Consider the following 17,826-nt stretch of genomic DNA (forward strand, 5'->3'; position numbering starts at 1 on the left):
ATTTGTGGTGCTTAAGATATTTGAGATGCTTAAGATAAAAGGGAAATTATGAATCAAGTCGCTGATATTCTTAACTTAGCTAACAGAGTACAACAGCAAAATGTTGAGGCGGTACTAGCTACAGTAGTCCGCACTGAAGGGTCAGCTTATCGGCATGCTGGGGCGATGATGCTTATTTGTGCTGATGGACGTTCGGTTGGGATGATCAGTGGGGGTTGTCTTGAGCCGCATATTATCAAGCGTGCTTTTTGGCTAACTCGTAATGGTGCTAGTGTTCAGACCTATCAAACTGGCGATGACGTTAGTTATAGTGATGATACTGATACTGATACTGGCATTGACATAGAGACCAATACAGCAGAGCTAACAGTTGCTAGTAATATTGGTAATAGGGCTATTAGTGATAGTGACAGCGATGCCTATAGTTATATTGACAGTGATGTCGATGCGTTGTTGGATGGCGAGTTAAATTTTGGTTTAGGGTGTAATGGCCGAGTCCATGTGTTGTTTGAGCGTCTGAGTACTGCAATGTCGCTGTTAGATTCAATTCAGCAAGTGCGTAATAGCCAGCAACCTTTGACTATTGCCACTTTGATTAGCCGCGATAATTTAAGGTCGCATAGTCCCCAATTGCCAATCGGCATACGCCTTGATATAGACGCCTATCGTGCTACAGGACAGGTAGCGACTATCGATGGTCGGCAAGTTTTTTCTGAGGTTAGTGCTGCTGCTATAGGTTTTATTCATAACGTAATAACCAAGCTGTCAGCGCATACTTTTGATAAAAAAAATGCTGACTACATGGTGATAGACAGTGATATAAAAAGTAATATAACAAGTGACATAAAAGGTAATGTAGATGATGCAGCACCAGCTAATGCTAGTCAATGCTATGTAGCGCAGTCGGCATGGTTGATACAGCAGATTCGTCCACAGATCCGATTGTTAATTTGCGGTGCTGGTAATGATGTGATGCCGTTAGTGACAATGGCTAAGCTACAGGACTGGCAGGTAACAGTAATAGATAGCCGCGCGCAATATGCTACTAAAGCTCGTTTTCCACAAGCAGACAAGGTGTTATGTTTACCAGTACACGACCATGAAACTTTAACTCAGCTTAGTGCCGGTGCGGCAGTTGCAGTGATGTCACATAGCTTAACCCAAGACCGTGCTCGCCTAGCTATATTATTGACCCAGCCCAACTTCAGTTATGTTGGACAATTAGGCCCGCGCTATCGTACTGAACGTCTCATCAAAGAGATTAGCGCTAGCCTTAATAGGGCGGATGACTTGACTAACATCGCTACCTTAACTGACGCTGTTACAAAGTTGCATTATCCTATTGGCTATAAGCTGGGCGGTGATGGTCCAGAAGCCTTAGCACTGAGTATTATGGCGCAAATAAGCGCTGTAATTTATCAGCAAGCACAGCCAGTGATAGATAACCAAGTTGAGTTGTCAGTGATAGACTCAGAGCTGTCCTCAGATACTCAGCGATCATTAGTTGAACAGCGTTATGCGCATGACTAGTGACGATATTGGTAACAATACTAGTAACGATACTATTAACGATGTTAGTAACCACGCCGTTATTATCTTAGCCAGTGGCTTGAGTCAGCGACTAGGTCAGTCTAAGCAACTATTAACTCAAGATGGTGAGCCATTAATTGCGCAGATGATTAAGCTGGCCTTAACTACCCAGCCCCAAGCTATTATAGTAGTGATTCCTAAAAATAATACTGAGATTGCCCAAGCTATTGATGAATTAGCCGCTCAGCCAGTAGTGCATATAGTCAATAATCCGACCCCCGAAACTGGCATGGCGCATAGTTTGTATTTAGCTATTGACGCTGTGGCTCAGCGGGTTAGCAGCCAGGATAATAGTATGATTGATCGCGTGCTAATAATGGCTACTGATCAACTATTATTAGACACTAAGCATTTGCATAAGCTATTAGCTGGCAAGCATGAAGTAGTGGCCAGTAGCTATCCCCATCTGCAAGAAGCGGATAAATACTTTGCGCTAGATAAATATAAAGCCAATATCGTAGGTTTACCTATAAGTATCGATTATTGGCGACTTAAAGAGTGGCAAGTAGCGCTCACGGGTGATAAAGGTTTGCGCCACTTGATTAGAGCCCTACACACGGAGCAAATGAGTACTGTGATTAACCAGCAACTAAGTTATGATATTGATACGCCTGAACAACTGGCTTATGCTAAGCAACAGCAATGGCTGGATAGCTAGTCAAACTATCAGTCCGTCAAACCCCTAGCTGCTCACTTGCTAGTTGCAGTCAAGAGCTAACGGACAGTTGTTGTAATAGGGCCTATCCACTATAAATCAGCTAGCCAATAGAAATTAGCTATTCAATACTAAGACTATTATAAAAGAGTTTACCCTTATGATTACTATGGAAGAGCTGCTGGCAGCGATCAAAAAACGCATCGAATTTTATAATGAAGTCGACGCGCCATTAAGTAGCAGGGCAGTAACTACAAGCCAGTTATTAGACAGCAGTAATCAAATATTAGCTGAGAATATTACTTCACCTTTTAATGTGCCCAGACAGAATGTATCTGCTATGGACGGTTATGCATTGGCTAAAGGTAGCAATCTTGGCAAAGACCAAACTATCGAGATAGTAGGAGAGTCGCAGGCGGGTAGCCCTTATGCTAATAGCGGTAGCGATGACTCAGAGAGTAGTTTGCAAGCCGGCCAAGGCGTACGTATCTTCACTGGCGCAGTAGTACCGGATAGTTGTGATACGGTCGTTATGCAAGAGAACACTAACTTTGCTGCTATTAGAGATAGCATCGATAAATCGCAGCCGTATGCCATTGTCTTGAGCCAAACGGCTGAGGTGGATGATAACATTCGTAAGCAAGGCGAGGAGATTGAGTCGGGTGAAGTCGTGCTGCAACGAGGCAAGCGTCTAAACCCTACTGATATCAGTTTATTAGCCAATTTAGGCATTGATAAAGTAGCAGTATTTGCGCCATTAATAGTAGGAGTGTTGGCGACAGGTGATGAGCTAGTTGCTGTAGGTCAGCCGTTAGATAGCTTAGCGCAGATATACAACTCTAATACTCCAACGCTGAAGACTTTATTGTCCAGCTTGCCTATTACTATTCGTGATTACGGTATTATCGCTGACAATTTACAGCAGACTACGGCGGCAGTGACTAAGGCTATGCAGGAGTGCGATGTACTGATCTCTACGGCTGGAGTATCGGTTGGTGATTATGATTTTTTGACGACAGTTATTGAGCAACTGGGGCAAATAAACCATTATAAAGTGGCGATGAAACCTGGCAAGCCGTTCGTATTTGGAGAGTTGTTTGCGGATAACCACAGCGCCGTCGATAAGCCAGTCTTGTATTTTGGCCTACCGGGCAACCCTTTGTCTACGGTAGTAGGGGCTTTGCAGTTTGTGATACCGGCGCTATGGCAGATGTCAGGAGCTGATTTGCAGCAGCAGCCCATGCCGTTGACCCTAAAAGCTACTTTAGTCAATGAGGTGAGGAAGTCAGCCGGACGTAAAGACTTTCAGCGTGGTCTGCTGTCACAAGACGCTACCGGTAATTATCAAGTGCAGTGTTTCACCAGCCAGCAGTCGCACAGAATAAAGCAGCTAAGCCTAGCCAACTGCTTTGTCGTTTTGGATATAGATAGCGGTAATGTGGCTGCTGGTAATGTAGTGAATGTCCAACCTTTTTCGTGGCTCTATGGTTAGTAAAGGTAGCTTAAAGCCATTTTGAGTTTGTTATAATCAATAATCTCTAACAGCCTAGCGACTCAGATTTTTAGCTTCTAAAGCTGTTAAACGAGTAGTGTAAAACTTACGATGGAAAACTATAGGTAGCAAGTTGTGATTAAAGATTATAGTTTGCAACTTATGGTTGGAACTATGTATTTCAAAGCACACAGCATAAAATTTGTAGTGTAAAATAAATAGTGAAACAGCAGTAAAGTAATGGCTGAAGACAATCTTGTAATGACAGCCAAGCAATATCGGCGGTAATAATTTATGACTTATGACGGTCCCATAGCAGAGAGCCCTCAAATATATTTACCAAGCTCAGTTTATACTGAGACACGCAGCCCCTTATTGGGAGCAGCTATGCCTACTGACTCGTCTATAGCCCATTATCAGCCACTCACCGATAGCTTTTCACGACAACTGACTTATCTACGTCTTTCTATCACTGACTTCTGTAATTTTCGCTGCGAGTATTGTCTGCCTAATGGTTATCAAGGCAAGCGTCCTGATGATGAGTTGAGTGTGCCTGAGATTGCTACCTTAATTAAGGCCTTTGCCCAAGTAGGCACTGAAAAGGTACGTATTACTGGTGGTGAGCCTTCTATCCGTCGAGATGTGGCGACTATTATTGATACCGTAAAAAGCACTACTGGTATCAAGACCGTAGCGATGACTAGTAATGGCTATAAGCTTGGCAAACATTTAGCCAATTGGCATAGTGCTGGATTGGATCAGCTAAATATCAGTATGGACAGTTTTGATGCGGATACTTTTCATAAGATGACTGGTTTCAATACTTTGCCGCAGATGCTAACGGATATGGATAAGCTATTAGACAGCACGGACATTAAGTTAAAAATAAACAGTGTTTTGATGGTAGAAACCGCATTTGAAAATCTAGTAACAGCGATGGATTACGTCAAGCTGCGCCCAGTGACTTATCGATTTATTGAGTTTATGCAGACTAGCGATAATAGCGATTTGTTCTTTGCGCAACATGCCCAATCTGAGCTGATTACCGATTATCTTATCGAGCACGGTTGGCAGCCGCAAGAGCGTGGCAGTGCTGATGGCCCTGCGGTTGAGTACAGTCATCCGGATTATTTAGGGCGCATCGGCATGATTGCCCCTTATGCGGCGCACTTCTGCGATAACTGTAACCGTCTACGGGTGAGCAGTCAGGGCAAAGTGCATCTATGCTTGTTCGATGAAGGTAACTACGACATTCGTAATTATCTACAGCAAAACGACGTTGCAGGCTTAGTACAGACTTTGCACAACTTCATGCCAATCAAACCTGAGCATCATCATCTACAGGACTCCAACAGCGGCATGATGCACAATCTATCGATTATCGGTGGTTAGCATAAAACAGCTACTGAACAGCTTTTGCTGAAGACTATTTGATAAAGAGCAACTACTGAACAACTGCTACTACATAATAACTCTCAAGGAATAACGATGTCTAAACCTGCTGCAGAATTTATCCCCCTTAATATTGCTGTGCTTTGTGTCTCTGACAGTCGCACCTTAGAACAAGATACTTCAGGACAGTACTTAGCAGATAGCTTGACCGCAGCGGGACATAAGTTAGCTGACCGTCAGCTAATTACCGATGATATTTATCAGATTCGTGCGGTTATTAGTGGCTGGATTGCTGATCCTAATGTGCATGCAGTTATTACCACTGGCGGTACTGGGTTTTTTATCAGAGACAGTATGCCAGAAGCGGTCAGCGTGTTATTCGATAAGTCTATCGATGGTTTTGGTGAGATGTTCCGCCTAATTTCAAAAGACGATATTGGCATGTCTACCATTCAGTCGCGAGCGGTTGCTGGCATGGCTAATAGCACTGGTATTTTTTGTTTACCTGGTTCGACAGGCGCTTGCCGGACTGGATGGAATGACTTACTAAAAGAGCAGTTCGATAGCCGTACGCGCCCTTGTAACTTTGTGCCGCACTTTATGCGTGCTAATCCCAGTCATGAAGGTCACAGTCATGACTAATGTGTTGGCAAACTTAGCTGGGGTGGTTATCTTAGCTGGTGGCGCCTCGCATCGTATGGGGACGCCTAAAGCGGAGCTAACCTTGCCAACAGGTGAAAGTTTGCTGGACTATCATGTGCGACAAGCTAATGAATTGCAGGTGCCTATCATGATTGCCGATAATGGGCGTGGTTTTGCTGTGAGCCCACAGTTATTGGCTAGCAATCCGAAGCCCGTTATTGCTCATATCGCCGACTATCTGCCAGCCTCTATTCAGACCAGTAGTAAAGTAGATACGGTTATTACCAGCAGTATTGCTAATAGTATTACTGACTCTCAAGGGCCATTAGTGGCGATCGAGTCAGCGTTACAAGCGCTAAAAAAACAGCCACTAAATCAGCAGGCATCAACTACACAAGCACTAGACTCGTTAGCTGATGCTAATAGTTTGAATAACCAGCAGTCATCATGGCTGTTAGTCGTGAGCTGTGATAGCCTAATAACCGCGGCTGGGCTTTGGCAGCAACTGCGTCCTTGTATTGATTCAACTACCGATCTAGCAACGACAGAAAAGTCAGTGATTTGTCTTACAGACGAGTCGCATTTATATCCGCTACTAGGACTTTATAGGCTAACTATTGAGTCGCAGTTACGAGCCTATATCGACAGTGGACAGCGCAAAGTTATGAGTTTTATTGAGCCAATCAGTCAGGCGGTTGCGGTGTTAGATGAGCAGCAAGTATTGACTAACTTTAATACTCCTACAGACTTTAAGTGTGCTTGTAGTGCTTTATACCCACAATAAAACAATACCGCTATTAGGCAAGCCGTTACTAAAGCTAATAAAAAATAATGAGACTATTTGTGAAAAATAATCAGCAACAGCACGAGCAAATCGCTAGTAAAACCACTAATAAGGAAGGTGCCCCAGCTCATTTAACGGCTGCTAAGCTATCGCATTTAGATAGTGACGGTGATATACACATGGTTGATGTCAGTGGCAAGATTGCGACGACTAGAGAGGCTAATGCTGAAGGGCAAGTAATTTTTCCAGCTGAAATTTATCAGCAGATCAAAGCGGCTGATGGGATGACTAAAAAGGGCAGTATCACTCAAACTGCGCATATCGCTGGTATTATGGCGGCTAAGCGTACTCATGATCTAATCCCGCTTTGTCATCCACTACCACTAGATAAAATTGGCTTGAGCTTTGTTTACGATGATGCGCTACAAGCTATTACAGTCAGTGCTACTGTAAAGGTCACTCATAAAACTGGAGTGGAAATGGAAGCATTAACCGCAGTCAGTGTGGCTTGTTTGACGCTTTATGATATGACTAAAGCCTTATCACATGATATCGTAATCAATAATATTCATCTGATCACTAAAACTGGTGGTAAGTCTGATTATCAGCAGGGCTAAGTTGAATACATAAGTTCATCTACACCCTAATACACTATGGATAACTTTATGCCTATTGCAGTAAAAGACACAGACCCAGTTACAGACAATACTATCAATATTAACGTTCTCTACTTCGCAAGCTTGGCAGATAAAGCCAATTGCAATGAAGAAAGCGTGACCGTGTCGCAGTCAACCTCACTCACGCAGTTGTACGAGCAGTTGAGTGAAAAGCATGGTTTTAGCCATTCACCGTTAGAGCTAAAAGTCGCCATCAATGATTATTTTGCTCAGTGGACAGATAGTATCGAAAATGGTGATAATGTGGTTTTTATTACCCCAGTAGCAGGCGGTTAAATAGAGCGGGTTGCATAACCACCGCACTAATAGATATTGTTGAAACAGATATCGTTGATAACAGGCTATTAATAATAGAGAGTATAAATGAGCGCTAACGTTCACAGTAAATCGATGACTATTAAGCGCAGCGCTGAACAGGCCTATGCGCTTGCAGAGCGTGATGGTTTTGCATTATTGGATATAGTTATTGATGATAGACGGCTTAAAGCTCTTCTTGATGATGATAGCTGCGGTGCCTTTGTCAGTTTTGAAGGTCGGGTGCGTAACCACAATAATGCTAGTAGAGTTGAGCGTCTGACCTATTATGGTTATGAGGATTTAGCCATCAATCAAGGTCGGCAGATTATCGAGGAAGCCAAGCGCAAATTTGCTATTACTCATGCCATTGCTATTCACCGCATCGGTGCCTTGGATATTGGCGATGTCGCGGTTTGGGTTGGGGTCGCTTCTGCACATCGCTACCCAGCCTTTGATGCGTGCCGCTGGATATTGGATACGGTTAAAGCTGAAATACCGGTTTGGAAGCAGGAATATTACGACAACCAACCGTCTAAATGGCTAAGCAATAATGGCTGAACGACAATAGCTAGCTATAAGCTTTAATGCAGGAACTGCCCTCTAAGCTACAAAGACCATCATTGTTTAATAAATAAGGTTTGACTAAAGTTGTAAAAGCCTATAATAAGTAGGTAACCACGGCTAAGTATAAGTAGTTTTATAACTATCTTTGCTTAGTCGTTTTAGTAGAAAATTAGAAAATAAAAACACTCTAAATCATTAGAGTTTTACCCATCTTAGAGTAGAGGCGGTAGGTTATGAATAGTGTTAAGTTATTACCAGCTCACGGGCAGTTAGACATTATGCCGCGCATCACTAGTGCGACAAAAAATATAATGATGATTGCCGCATCAGCTTGTGTTGTGTTGACCTTGACCGCTTGTAATAAGCAGAGCGTTGCTGATAAGGAGCAAGTTACTCCTAACGAGCCCAAACCTCAGCTGCAGCCACAAAAAATACGTATTGCTGCTGCTGCTAATCTATCTGATGTACTCCCTGATATTATCGCAGGCTACAAATTAGAGAAAAACTTACCTGATCAAGAGATCGAGGTAACTTTTGCTTCTTCAGGCAAGCTCTATGCACAGATAATAGCTGGCGCACCTTATGATATTTTCTTATCAGCTAATCAAGAATTCCCTACTAAGTGGGTGCAACAAAGACATCCAGATTCTACCAAGCACGAGGCTTTTACTTATACCCAAGGCCAGCTGAGCTTTTATAGTGCTAATAAACCTGTGGGTAAGCTGAGCGAGACCACCCTAACACAACTATTAGCAGAGCAAAATGATAGTAAAATTACCATTGCCAATCCTGAGCTCGCCCCTTATGGCGCCTCTGCCAAAGCCTATCTACAGGCGCATAATCTCTATGAGCCACTCAACCGTCAAAAGCGTCTAATTGAAGCGGAGAATATTGGGCAAGCGTTTCAGTATGCCAATACAGGCAATGTTGATTATGGCTTCGTTGCCCAGTCACAAGTGACCGCTATTAAAGCCACACCGGAACAGTTCTACACGCTACCTACTAGTGCTTATCCTGCTATCTTGCAAGATGGCATAGTGATCAGTGATGCGGCTGTAGCGACAGATTTTACCAGCTACTTACTATCACCTGCTGGACAAAAATACTTCGTAGAAGCCGGTTATTTGGCAGTGCAGTAGCTGATGATAGGATGTAACCAGTAGTGACTCTATGCTAGAGCAACCACTTATATCAGCGATGTTGACCCCATTTTGGGTCAGTATTAAGCTGGCGGGTGTCACTACATTATTATTATTGGTATTTGCCACTCCTTTAGCTTATTGGTTAGCCAAGCCTAGTCATAGCTCCGTCATTAGTCGCTTAAAAGTTATATTGATGGGGCTAATTGCTATGCCGTTAGTGCTGCCACCAACGGTAATAGGTTTTTATTTATTATTGCTACTAAGCCCTAACTTTGCGGTCGGCAGATGGCTTGCTGAGCATGAGATTAGTGCTTTAGTCTTCACTTTTGAGGGCCTAGTGATTGGCTCCCTTATTTATTCCTTACCTTTTTATATTCAGCCAGTCTATGCCCAGTTCTTACGCATTCCGCAAAGCGTGATGGAAGTGGCGCACTTATTAGAGCCCAGCCGTTTACGTCGCTTTATGACCGTGGCGCTACCACAAGCCCGCACTGGTATTATACTCGGTAGCCTGATTAGCTTTGCCCATACTATCGGCGAATTCGGGGTGGTGTTAATGATAGGCGGTAGTATCTCAGGTGAGACTAAGGTGATTTCTATTGCGATTTATGAGCAAGTAGAAGCCCTAAATTACCAGACCGCTCATATGATGTCGCTGATATTAATCATAATGGCGATGGTCATGGTTAGCTTGATAGCTAGTAGCGTCAATAAGCTAAATAAGCGTCCCTAACCTAGATATTTGACAATATTTAAATCTAAGTAAAGAAGAAAAATTGAATTATACAAAAAACAGTTAGCAGAAGGTTTAGAGCAACGCAATCCTAACAGGCCGTTGTTAACACGACTATCTGAATACATTACTACCGCCATACATGAATAGAGTAACGAGAAGATATAATCTACGCCTTAGTAAAGCTATAGATTAAATTAAGGTAATATTATGAATCGTACATTATGGCTAGTGGTGGGCATCATTAGCATTGTTGGTGGTATATTTGCATTATTCAATCCACTGAGCGCCACTTTTGCCGCTGAACAGCTGGCAGGTTTTCTATTTTTATTGGTTGGTATCTTACAGTTTGTAGCGCTATTTACTGTAGGTAGTACTAGCGCTAAAGTATTCGCCGCTATCGGCGGGGTAGTTGGGGTATTATTGGGGTTTGAGCTGTTAACCGAGCCGCTGCAAGGTATCTTGACCCTAACTATGGTAGTTGCTATCCTATTTATGGTAACCGGTATTGTTAGAACAGTAGTGGCTTTTGCCATTAAAGGTACGCGAGCTTTTATACCAGTATTATTCTCTGGGGTTATCTCAATCATATTAGCGATCATGATTTTTTCCGGCTATCCGCAGTCATCGACTTATATTCTTGGCGTATTATTAGCTATCGAGCTGATTTCTAATGGCCTATCGCTAGTGATGTATTCACGCCTTCATCCAGTGGCAATCGGCAAAGTTTAAATTTTCAAATACTTATCGGCTATAAAAATACTTTAGAAGACTCACTAATAATGGGTCTTTTTTTGGTTATAAAGGCTGTAGAAAAAGTGTTGATAGTTACCTTGCTGATCATCTAGTTATTAATCCATTTATCAAACCAATCTTTATCAGTGGTACTTATAAAAGAGTCCATCAAACGGGTGTTTAATGGACAATACTTGAACAATAGCTAGTATAAGATCAGTTATAGCAGATGCAGCTACTATTTGGGTTTTTGTATTTCTTTAACTGCCGCACGGGCAGCTGCACTCACCGCCACTACAAGAGGGACCTTGAATTGCGGTTGTAGCCTGATGGCAGAATCTGAAAGTGGTCCGCCACCCATTATGACGGCTTGCGCTCCATCTTCTCTGATAGAGGCTTTCACAGCTTGCGCTAGCGCTGCATCAAGTTTTTCAGGAGACTTTACTAGCTCAAGTGGATCGCCCGGAGTCACACGTACACCGCGATATTGCTTTTCATAGCCTAACGAGGCCGCTTTTTCTTGAAAGGAGCGTATTAGATCCTCATCGGGGGTGACAGTGACAATCCCAAAAGCTCGACCATTCTGCGCCGCCTCATGAAAAACTTCTTCTCCTATACCAAAGACGGGAATATTAACTGCAGAGCGTAATTCTTCCAGCCCAGGATCGCTGAAGGCAGATACGATGATAGCCGATACTCGCTTATCTTTTGCTGCCTCAACACCGATCTTGACTACTCCAGATACTGCATTTTGCATATCTTTTGGTGTGGTCAACAGTGGCGGCGCGCCCTCATTGCTGCGCTCTTCTACCAGCGCCACACCTTTGCTTTCAGCACGGGCTAGATCTGCCATAGACTTTGTCGCTTTAGCATTGGAGTTGGGGTTGATTAGAACGATGATTTTGCCAGTAGTATCTGCAAAACTTGAGGTTACTGCTGACAGGCTAAGGCCTGCGGTAAGCACTGCTGCCCATAATGTCTTTAAACGCATAAGTCTTAGTCCTTTTTTTAGTCTAAATACTATTCCATTAGATTTAATTGCTGTTTTTAACCGCTATTTTTAACCACGATGTTTGACTGCTCACTAGCTATCTTTGGTAGGTTATAACTTCGCTATAAAACAACTCTGAGTATGATTTAAAGTAATTTTTTAGTATGTAATTTTTTGCTTAATGACTTTTTGCTTAATAGCTTTGCGGCAAATAATTTTGTCGTCATTATTTATAGTACGTTATTATTTAGGAATTCTGCTAGCGCTTTATATTGAAAATAAAAAATGTTTACTCTGTGTTGATTCTCTTGCTATCTTTGAACTTTGCTATCTTTCAACTCTACAATCTATAAGAGCTATTATGATCGTCATCTATGGTATCAAAGCAAACCTTAACCCTATTAAATTACAGCTATCGAATGTTATACACGGCTGTATGCAATCAGTGCTCGGTATGCCTGAAGACAAGCGAGCGCAGCGTTTTATAGCTTTAGATGCTGAGGATTTTTATTATCCTGCTGACAGGTCTGCTGCTTACACTGTCATCGAAATTAACATAATGCAAGGACGTAGCGTTAAGACTAAAAAAGCCCTTATTCAGCTGTTATTTCAGCGTATAGAGGAGCAGTTAAATATTGCCCCAATAGACATAGAAATTACTATAAAAGAGCAACCCGCCCATTGTTGGGGCTTTCGTGGTATGACTGGCGGTGAAGCGCATGATTTAACTTATAAAGTACAACTATAAATCGTACTTATAATCAAATAAGACAGAGCTTTATGACTATAAAAATAATCCAAACTCAACGCTTGCTACTGCGTCAATGGCGGCCGAGTGACTTACCAATATTCGCTGATATAAATGCCGACCCAGAGGTCATGCGCTATTTTCCTAAGCTCTTATCGCCTACAGTGAGCGACATTATAGCCAATAAATGCCAACATCTTATTGAGGATAACGGTTGGGGTTTTTGGGCGCTAAGTCTAAAAGCTAACTCAGAAAAGGCGGATAATTTCATTGGTTTTGTTGGCTTAAATGCTACTCATGCCGATCTACCCTTCGCACCTAGTGTAGAGATTGCTTGGCGGCTACATAAAGACTATTGGCGGCAAGGCTATGCTACTGAGGCGGCACAAGCAGCCTTAAAGTTTGCTTTCGCAGAACTCAATCTCCAGCAAGTAGTAGCGTTTACTGCGGTTATTAATAAACCCTCTCAAAAGCTGATGCAGCGTCTTGGTATGACCAATACTGAGGATAACTTCTTTCATCCAGCGCTTAAAAAAGAGCACCGATTGTCTGAGCATGTCCTATATAAGATTACTCAGCAGCAGTGGTTAGCAAGCGCTATTAATCCATCAACTGTGAACAATATCAACACAGAGTCTCTACCGGGTAAATCCAAATAGCTATTGTGTTTTAGTTTGCAGTGCCAGCTTAGCTATCAGTAAAGCAAGAGTGTCTTTGCGACCGCAGCTTAGATCAATCACAGTAACTTGACCTTTTTTGCAGGGTAGCCGCCGCTGATAGAGTAGTTTATAAGAGCCGATAATCGAAGGCTAAACGGTGTTATTCGGCTATCCATATGGTGCGCCTATAAAATAGTTTGGCATAGATAATATCTATAATACGGGCAGCAAAAAGCGCTTATTCTTCAGCATGTCAGGTGTGGCTATTTAGTTATAAACTACGGTTGATAATATCTACTTATAATATCTAAAATTAGCCTATTAACAACTAATACCCTTGCTAGTATCATTGATATGGTATCATCAGCTAAAGCTATGATTAATGGTTATATTCTACCGAGTATCCTCTCATTATACCGTCTATAGATGATATTTAGCTAAACACAAGACTATTACTATAATTACTAATTTAACAATTGCCCAGTAATACAACTGATTAGTTAGGAATATTGTTACTATTAATATAGCTATAAACTATTGACTTTTTTCAGCAGAAAGGTAAATTAAATAGCTTGCATTAATTGCAGAGCTGTTTTTACGTAAAGCTGTGCATAGCAAGTAGTATTCGTGTAATATTGTCTGCGGTTACTATTTCAAGTAGCCTTCCGTTGATATCCATTGATACCTAGATGAGAACGACCTATCGGTCGCTAAGCTTATTAGTATTCAATCCCACTGTTTTTATATGCATATTGCATCATTAACAAAATAACTTTGCTTCAATATTCACAATATTGTCGTATATTGTGATGGCAAATTGCGCAGAGATATTCAAATACGATCCCACGCCACTTAGTAACCTCCACGTTTTATAATAAGGAAGATATATGAGTATCAGTAAGGCCATTGAAAAAGTTGAAGCCCGTTATGCGCATCAGCCTGAGTTTATACAAGCGGTCAAAGAAGTGGCAATCACTATCAAGCCGTTATACGATGCTCATCCTGAATACGATAAATTAAAAGTATTTGAGCGCCTAGTTGAACCTGATCGCGTATTTGGTTTTCGTGTGAATTGGGAAGACGATAACGGCGAAGTTCAAATCAATCGCGGTTGGCGTGTACAGTTTAGTAACGCTTTAGGGCCTTACAAAGGTGGTCTTAGGTTCCATCCGACCGTTAACCAGTCGGTGTTAAAGTTCTTAGGCTTTGAGCAAATATTCAAAAACGCCTTGACTGGTCTACCTATTGGTGGCGGTAAAGGGGGATCTGATTTTGACCCTAAAGGTAAAACTGATTCTGAAATTCGTCGTTTTTGCTATGCCTTTATGCGTGAGCTACATCATTACGTTAATAAAGATATGGATGTTCCAGCCGGTGATATCGGCGTAGGTGGCCGTGAAGTCAGCTATATGTTCGCTATGTATAAAAATCTGACACGCGAATCTACTGGGGTAATTACTGGTAAGGGTGTTGGTTTTGGTGGTAGTTTAATGCGTACTGAAGCCACTGGTTACGGTGCTGTTTACTTCTTACAAAACATGCTAGCTGCTCAGAATGAAAGTATTGAAGGTAAAAAAGTCTTAGTGTCAGGAGCAGGTAATGTCTCTTTACATGCAGCTGAAAAAGCTACTTTGATAGGCGCTATTGTACTGACAGTATCTGATTCAAAAGGTACAATTTATGATGCAAAAGGCTTAAATCAAGAAAAAATAGATTGGTTAAAAGTACAGAAAGATCAACACAAACCATTAGCAGACTATGTTGAGGTGTTTGGTGGTGAATGGATGGCCGATCAAAAGCCTTGGAGTATCAAAGCAGATATCGCTATCCCTTCAGCAACGCAAAATGAAATCAATGAAGAAGACGCCAAGCTACTTGTCGATAATGGTGTCAAGTACATCGTTGAAGGCGCTAACATGCCGTTGACTGCTGAAGCTATCGATTATATTCGTCTACATCGTGTTCATTATGCGCCAGGTAAAGCGGCAAATGCTGGCGGTGTGGCGGTATCAGCCCTTGAGATGTCACAAAACTCAGTGCGTCAGTATCAGACCTTTGAGCAAGTTGATGAGCGTTTGCAAGGCATCATGAAGGATATTCATGACAGTTCTGCTCAAGCTTCAGAGATGTATGGACAGACGGACCAAGGCTATATCGATTACATGTCAGGCGCTAATATGGTTGGCTTCAAACGTGTGGCTGATGCTCTTGTTGCTTTTGGGATTTTAAATTAATAGGGTTAACTCTAATTCATAAGTTTTGTTGTTGAGTGAGGATTAGCTCACAACAAAACTTAAATCAATACTTCCGCTATTAAAGCAATAGTTATTGATCCTTATTAAGATTAGTAATAGTTTATAATTTTATCGCAAGCTGCGCTTATCACCATTGATGAGCGCAGCTTTTTTTTATTTTTTAAAGGGCTGTTAGGCTGATATTAGCCAGGCTTAGTCGCCTAATAAATCATTATTAGGCGACTAATATTGAGATAGACCTTAGCTTGATAGAAAATATAAAAGACGATATATAAGAATACCAAGACGATAAGTGTCTAATTTAACAATGGTTTTACACAAATTACTAGGAGTTACACTAAGCTAGTATTTAGCACAGACCTACCCTAATCATTCATCATCTGTTGGCTTACTATGACTGCATTAACCCTAAGTCGATATCGATAGGCAAAAGCTCTGTATAAGTCGAAGATGCCCTAATCCTTACCGCTTTTTTTAGTAGCTTTTCGCTATTACTCATCAAATCCATAACACCTATTAATAAAGTATTTTTATAACAATTATCTTCATAATAATTGGCGATTAACTAACGGAAAAATAAACTCACAACTATAAATTGGTGTAGCTGTTTAGGGATAAAACATGATTGTTAATAAAGTAGATAAACCGCAACATGCTTGGCTATCAGTAGATAGTGACGTGTGCCCTTTATCAGTCAATGCTGCTCATAAATACCATCAATCTAACCAAGCCAACCTTATAGCTGAGCTAAAATTAGCTGAGTTAAAACCTGTTGAAGAAATAATGCCCCCAATACAACTAAGCTTTCAGCTGATGACTTGTGCTGAGCCCCCAGAGATGGTGATTGCTTCTATCGAGTCCCTATTAGCAATTAAAGCGCCCGATGATGAAATACTTATTATTGATAATAATAATACAGCCGTTGAGCTATATCAGCCATTAGCAGATTTTTGCAATAGTTTGCATCAGCAGCTAAAAGTACGCTTTTATCACGTTGATACAGTGGCAGGTTTTAAAGCGGGTGCTTTAAATTTAGCTTTACGACTAATGGATGCTCAATCAACGCATATAGTAGTAGTCGATAGCGACTACCAAGCATTACCGCATAGTCGCAGCGCCATAGCGGCCGCCATTCACAACTATCCTGATTGTGCTTTATTGCAATTCCCGCAGTTTTATCGTGATGCTGAGCGCCTAGAAGTAGATAGCGAGCTTAATCACTACTTTAATTACCATCTCTACCGTAGATTTAATAGACAACGTGCCTTATCGACAGGGACTTACGCGGTTATTCAATACCCAGCGCTGATTCAGTTAGGGGGTTGGTCAGGTGCTTCGATCACTGAAGATGCCCAGATGGGGGTGTTAATGCACAAGCAAGGTCTACGCAGTCAGTTTATACCTGAAGTGATAGCTACTGGGCTACTGCCTATTACTATTAGTGATTTGATGAATCAACGGCGACGTTGGATCTATGGCAATGCGCAAGTGCTAAAAGGCTATGCTGATATAGCGTCAGCGCCTGTACTAAAGGCATTAACCCAGCGGTCATCAAAGCCGAGTCTATCAGTGCTCACTAATACAGATAGCGACACTTTTACTCAACGCTTAGCTTATAGAAGAGCGCATTTTTCGCAGTTAAGTGCTTGGATAAATGCTACGGGTATTTTTATACTGCTACAAGCTATTACTCTGCTGTTGTTATTGGTAGCAGTAGTGACTCAAAGCCGGTTTGATACTAATTTAGTTTTAGCGCCCCTTTACTTAGTCTATGCCAGCTATGGGATTTATTTAACTAGACGTCTATGGGCTTATTGGCATGACGAGTCGCCTTTAAATAGGCAATTGAACCCAGCTATGGCTAGTACTAGCGCTAGTCAACGCTTAAGAGTTTGGGTGTTACATCTTAATTTTTGGGAGCTGGGAGCTTTGTCTTGGTTGCCCGTACTTTGGGGACGTAACAAGCCTTTTATTTGTACTCCTAAGCTAACTATAGAGCGTAACCCACGCGCGCTTTTGTTAGAAAATATCTTCGCCCTTCCCAAACTATTGTTAGTGCTAAACCTGATAACAGCTTTTATAGTATCGCCATTCTCAGCGTTATATTCGCCGTTGTTATTTGCTTGTGCGCTTAGTGTTTGTCTACTAAAGATTTGGGCGGCAAAAGTGATGCTAACCAATTACGCTTACAAAAAGCCTGAAGTTAAATGCATTACTAAGCCAGTGTCTCAACTCATCATTAACCCAATTATAAAGTCTGGTATAAGCACGGTTAATGACTCGTTAGCTGGTAGTCAGCAGCATTCAGCTCTTAGTCTAATATCTATTAATGATGAAGATGAGCAAGCTGCTGATTGTTTAGTTATCAAGCAGCCGTTAAATGCTGCTAAGACAAGTAATAACCATAGCGCTAATTCCTAACAGTATTAATTATATTTTAGCGGTTTTTCACCTCATTTATTTTGGATGT

At 41.7% G+C, this 17,826-nt stretch carries 17 protein-coding genes; 16 read left to right on the top strand and 1 reads right to left on the bottom strand.

Annotated elements, in window-relative coordinates; all coding sequences use genetic code 11:
• The first annotated feature begins 48 nt into the window (after positions 1-48).
• The 12 genes from KZA12_RS00150 (at position 49) to KZA12_RS00205 (ending at position 10,700) form a co-directional block, all read left to right on the top strand.
• Positions 49-1,530, top strand: coding sequence for an XdhC family protein (locus KZA12_RS00150; protein ID WP_218688807.1), 1,482 nt, complete (start codon positions 49-51; stop codon positions 1,528-1,530).
• Positions 1,523-2,248 carry a nucleotidyltransferase family protein gene (locus KZA12_RS00155; RefSeq protein ID WP_256932756.1) on the top strand — a complete coding sequence of 242 codons (726 nt, stop codon included), beginning with the start codon at positions 1,523-1,525 and terminating at the stop codon, positions 2,246-2,248. Before KZA12_RS00150 ends, KZA12_RS00155 begins: the two co-directional genes overlap by 8 nt.
• 157 nt (positions 2,249-2,405) lie before the next feature.
• Positions 2,406-3,737 (top strand): gephyrin-like molybdotransferase Glp, encoded by a 1,332-nt coding sequence (gene glp, locus KZA12_RS00160; RefSeq protein ID WP_218688809.1) that lies wholly within the window; start codon positions 2,406-2,408, stop codon positions 3,735-3,737.
• Between the two features lie 294 nt (positions 3,738-4,031).
• Positions 4,032-5,129: a GTP 3',8-cyclase MoaA gene (moaA, locus tag KZA12_RS00165; protein ID WP_218688810.1), complete on the top strand. Its 1,098-nt coding sequence runs from the start codon at positions 4,032-4,034 to the stop codon at positions 5,127-5,129.
• 96 nt (positions 5,130-5,225) lie between these two features.
• Complete coding sequence (gene moaB / locus KZA12_RS00170) at positions 5,226-5,771, top strand: molybdenum cofactor biosynthesis protein B (RefSeq protein ID WP_201623114.1); 546 nt, start codon at positions 5,226-5,228, stop codon at positions 5,769-5,771.
• Positions 5,764-6,555 carry a molybdenum cofactor guanylyltransferase gene (locus KZA12_RS00175; RefSeq protein WP_218688811.1) on the top strand — a complete coding sequence of 264 codons (792 nt, stop codon included), beginning with the start codon at positions 5,764-5,766 and terminating at the stop codon, positions 6,553-6,555. Before moaB ends, KZA12_RS00175 begins: the two co-directional genes overlap by 8 nt.
• Positions 6,556-6,644: 89 nt before the next feature.
• Positions 6,645-7,172: a cyclic pyranopterin monophosphate synthase MoaC gene (gene moaC, locus KZA12_RS00180; RefSeq protein ID WP_373416565.1), complete on the top strand. Its 528-nt coding sequence runs from the start codon at positions 6,645-6,647 to the stop codon at positions 7,170-7,172.
• A gap of 48 nt (positions 7,173-7,220) precedes the next feature.
• Entirely contained in the window at positions 7,221-7,508 is a 288-nt protein-coding gene (locus tag KZA12_RS00185; protein WP_218688813.1) for a MoaD/ThiS family protein, read from the top strand.
• Between the two features lie 87 nt (positions 7,509-7,595).
• Positions 7,596-8,087, top strand: a complete 492-nt coding sequence (locus tag KZA12_RS00190) for a molybdenum cofactor biosynthesis protein MoaE (RefSeq protein WP_218688814.1) — start codon at positions 7,596-7,598, stop codon at positions 8,085-8,087.
• A 239-nt stretch (positions 8,088-8,326) separates the two neighbouring features.
• Positions 8,327-9,232: a molybdate ABC transporter substrate-binding protein gene (gene modA, locus KZA12_RS00195; protein WP_227677238.1), complete on the top strand. Its 906-nt coding sequence runs from the start codon at positions 8,327-8,329 to the stop codon at positions 9,230-9,232.
• A gap of 31 nt (positions 9,233-9,263) precedes the next feature.
• The gene (gene modB / locus KZA12_RS00200; RefSeq protein ID WP_218688815.1) at positions 9,264-9,968 is read left to right on the top strand and encodes a molybdate ABC transporter permease subunit; all 705 of its coding nucleotides are present in this window, start codon (positions 9,264-9,266) and stop codon (positions 9,966-9,968) included.
• Between the two features lie 210 nt (positions 9,969-10,178).
• Positions 10,179-10,700 (top strand): HdeD family acid-resistance protein, encoded by a 522-nt coding sequence (locus tag KZA12_RS00205; RefSeq protein WP_218688816.1) that lies wholly within the window; start codon positions 10,179-10,181, stop codon positions 10,698-10,700.
• 241 nt (positions 10,701-10,941) lie between these two features.
• On the opposite strand, the gene KZA12_RS00210 is transcribed toward KZA12_RS00205, so the two are convergent.
• On the bottom strand, positions 10,942-11,694 hold the full coding sequence (locus tag KZA12_RS00210; protein ID WP_218688817.1) for an aspartate/glutamate racemase family protein: 753 nt from the start codon (positions 11,692-11,694) through the stop codon (positions 10,942-10,944).
• A gap of 361 nt (positions 11,695-12,055) precedes the next feature.
• Here KZA12_RS00210 and KZA12_RS00215 point away from each other — a divergent pair, with 361 nt between their 5' ends.
• The 4 genes from KZA12_RS00215 (at position 12,056) to KZA12_RS00230 (ending at position 17,777) form a co-directional block, all read left to right on the top strand.
• Positions 12,056-12,442: a tautomerase family protein gene (locus tag KZA12_RS00215; RefSeq protein WP_218688818.1), complete on the top strand. Its 387-nt coding sequence runs from the start codon at positions 12,056-12,058 to the stop codon at positions 12,440-12,442.
• A gap of 32 nt (positions 12,443-12,474) precedes the next feature.
• A complete protein-coding gene (locus KZA12_RS00220; RefSeq protein ID WP_218688819.1) occupies positions 12,475-13,101 on the top strand; it encodes a GNAT family N-acetyltransferase in 627 nt (208 codons plus the stop codon).
• 887 nt (positions 13,102-13,988) lie between these two features.
• Positions 13,989-15,335 carry an NADP-specific glutamate dehydrogenase gene (gene gdhA, locus KZA12_RS00225; protein ID WP_201623123.1) on the top strand — a complete coding sequence of 449 codons (1,347 nt, stop codon included), beginning with the start codon at positions 13,989-13,991 and terminating at the stop codon, positions 15,333-15,335.
• A gap of 642 nt (positions 15,336-15,977) precedes the next feature.
• Positions 15,978-17,777 carry a glycosyltransferase family 2 protein gene (locus KZA12_RS00230; protein ID WP_218688820.1) on the top strand — a complete coding sequence of 600 codons (1,800 nt, stop codon included), beginning with the start codon at positions 15,978-15,980 and terminating at the stop codon, positions 17,775-17,777.
• The last annotated feature ends 49 nt before the right edge of the window (positions 17,778-17,826 follow it).

It is taken from the genome of Psychrobacter sp. BF1, from assembly GCF_019279065.1.
Lineage (GTDB): Bacteria > Pseudomonadota > Gammaproteobacteria > Pseudomonadales > Moraxellaceae > Psychrobacter > Psychrobacter urativorans.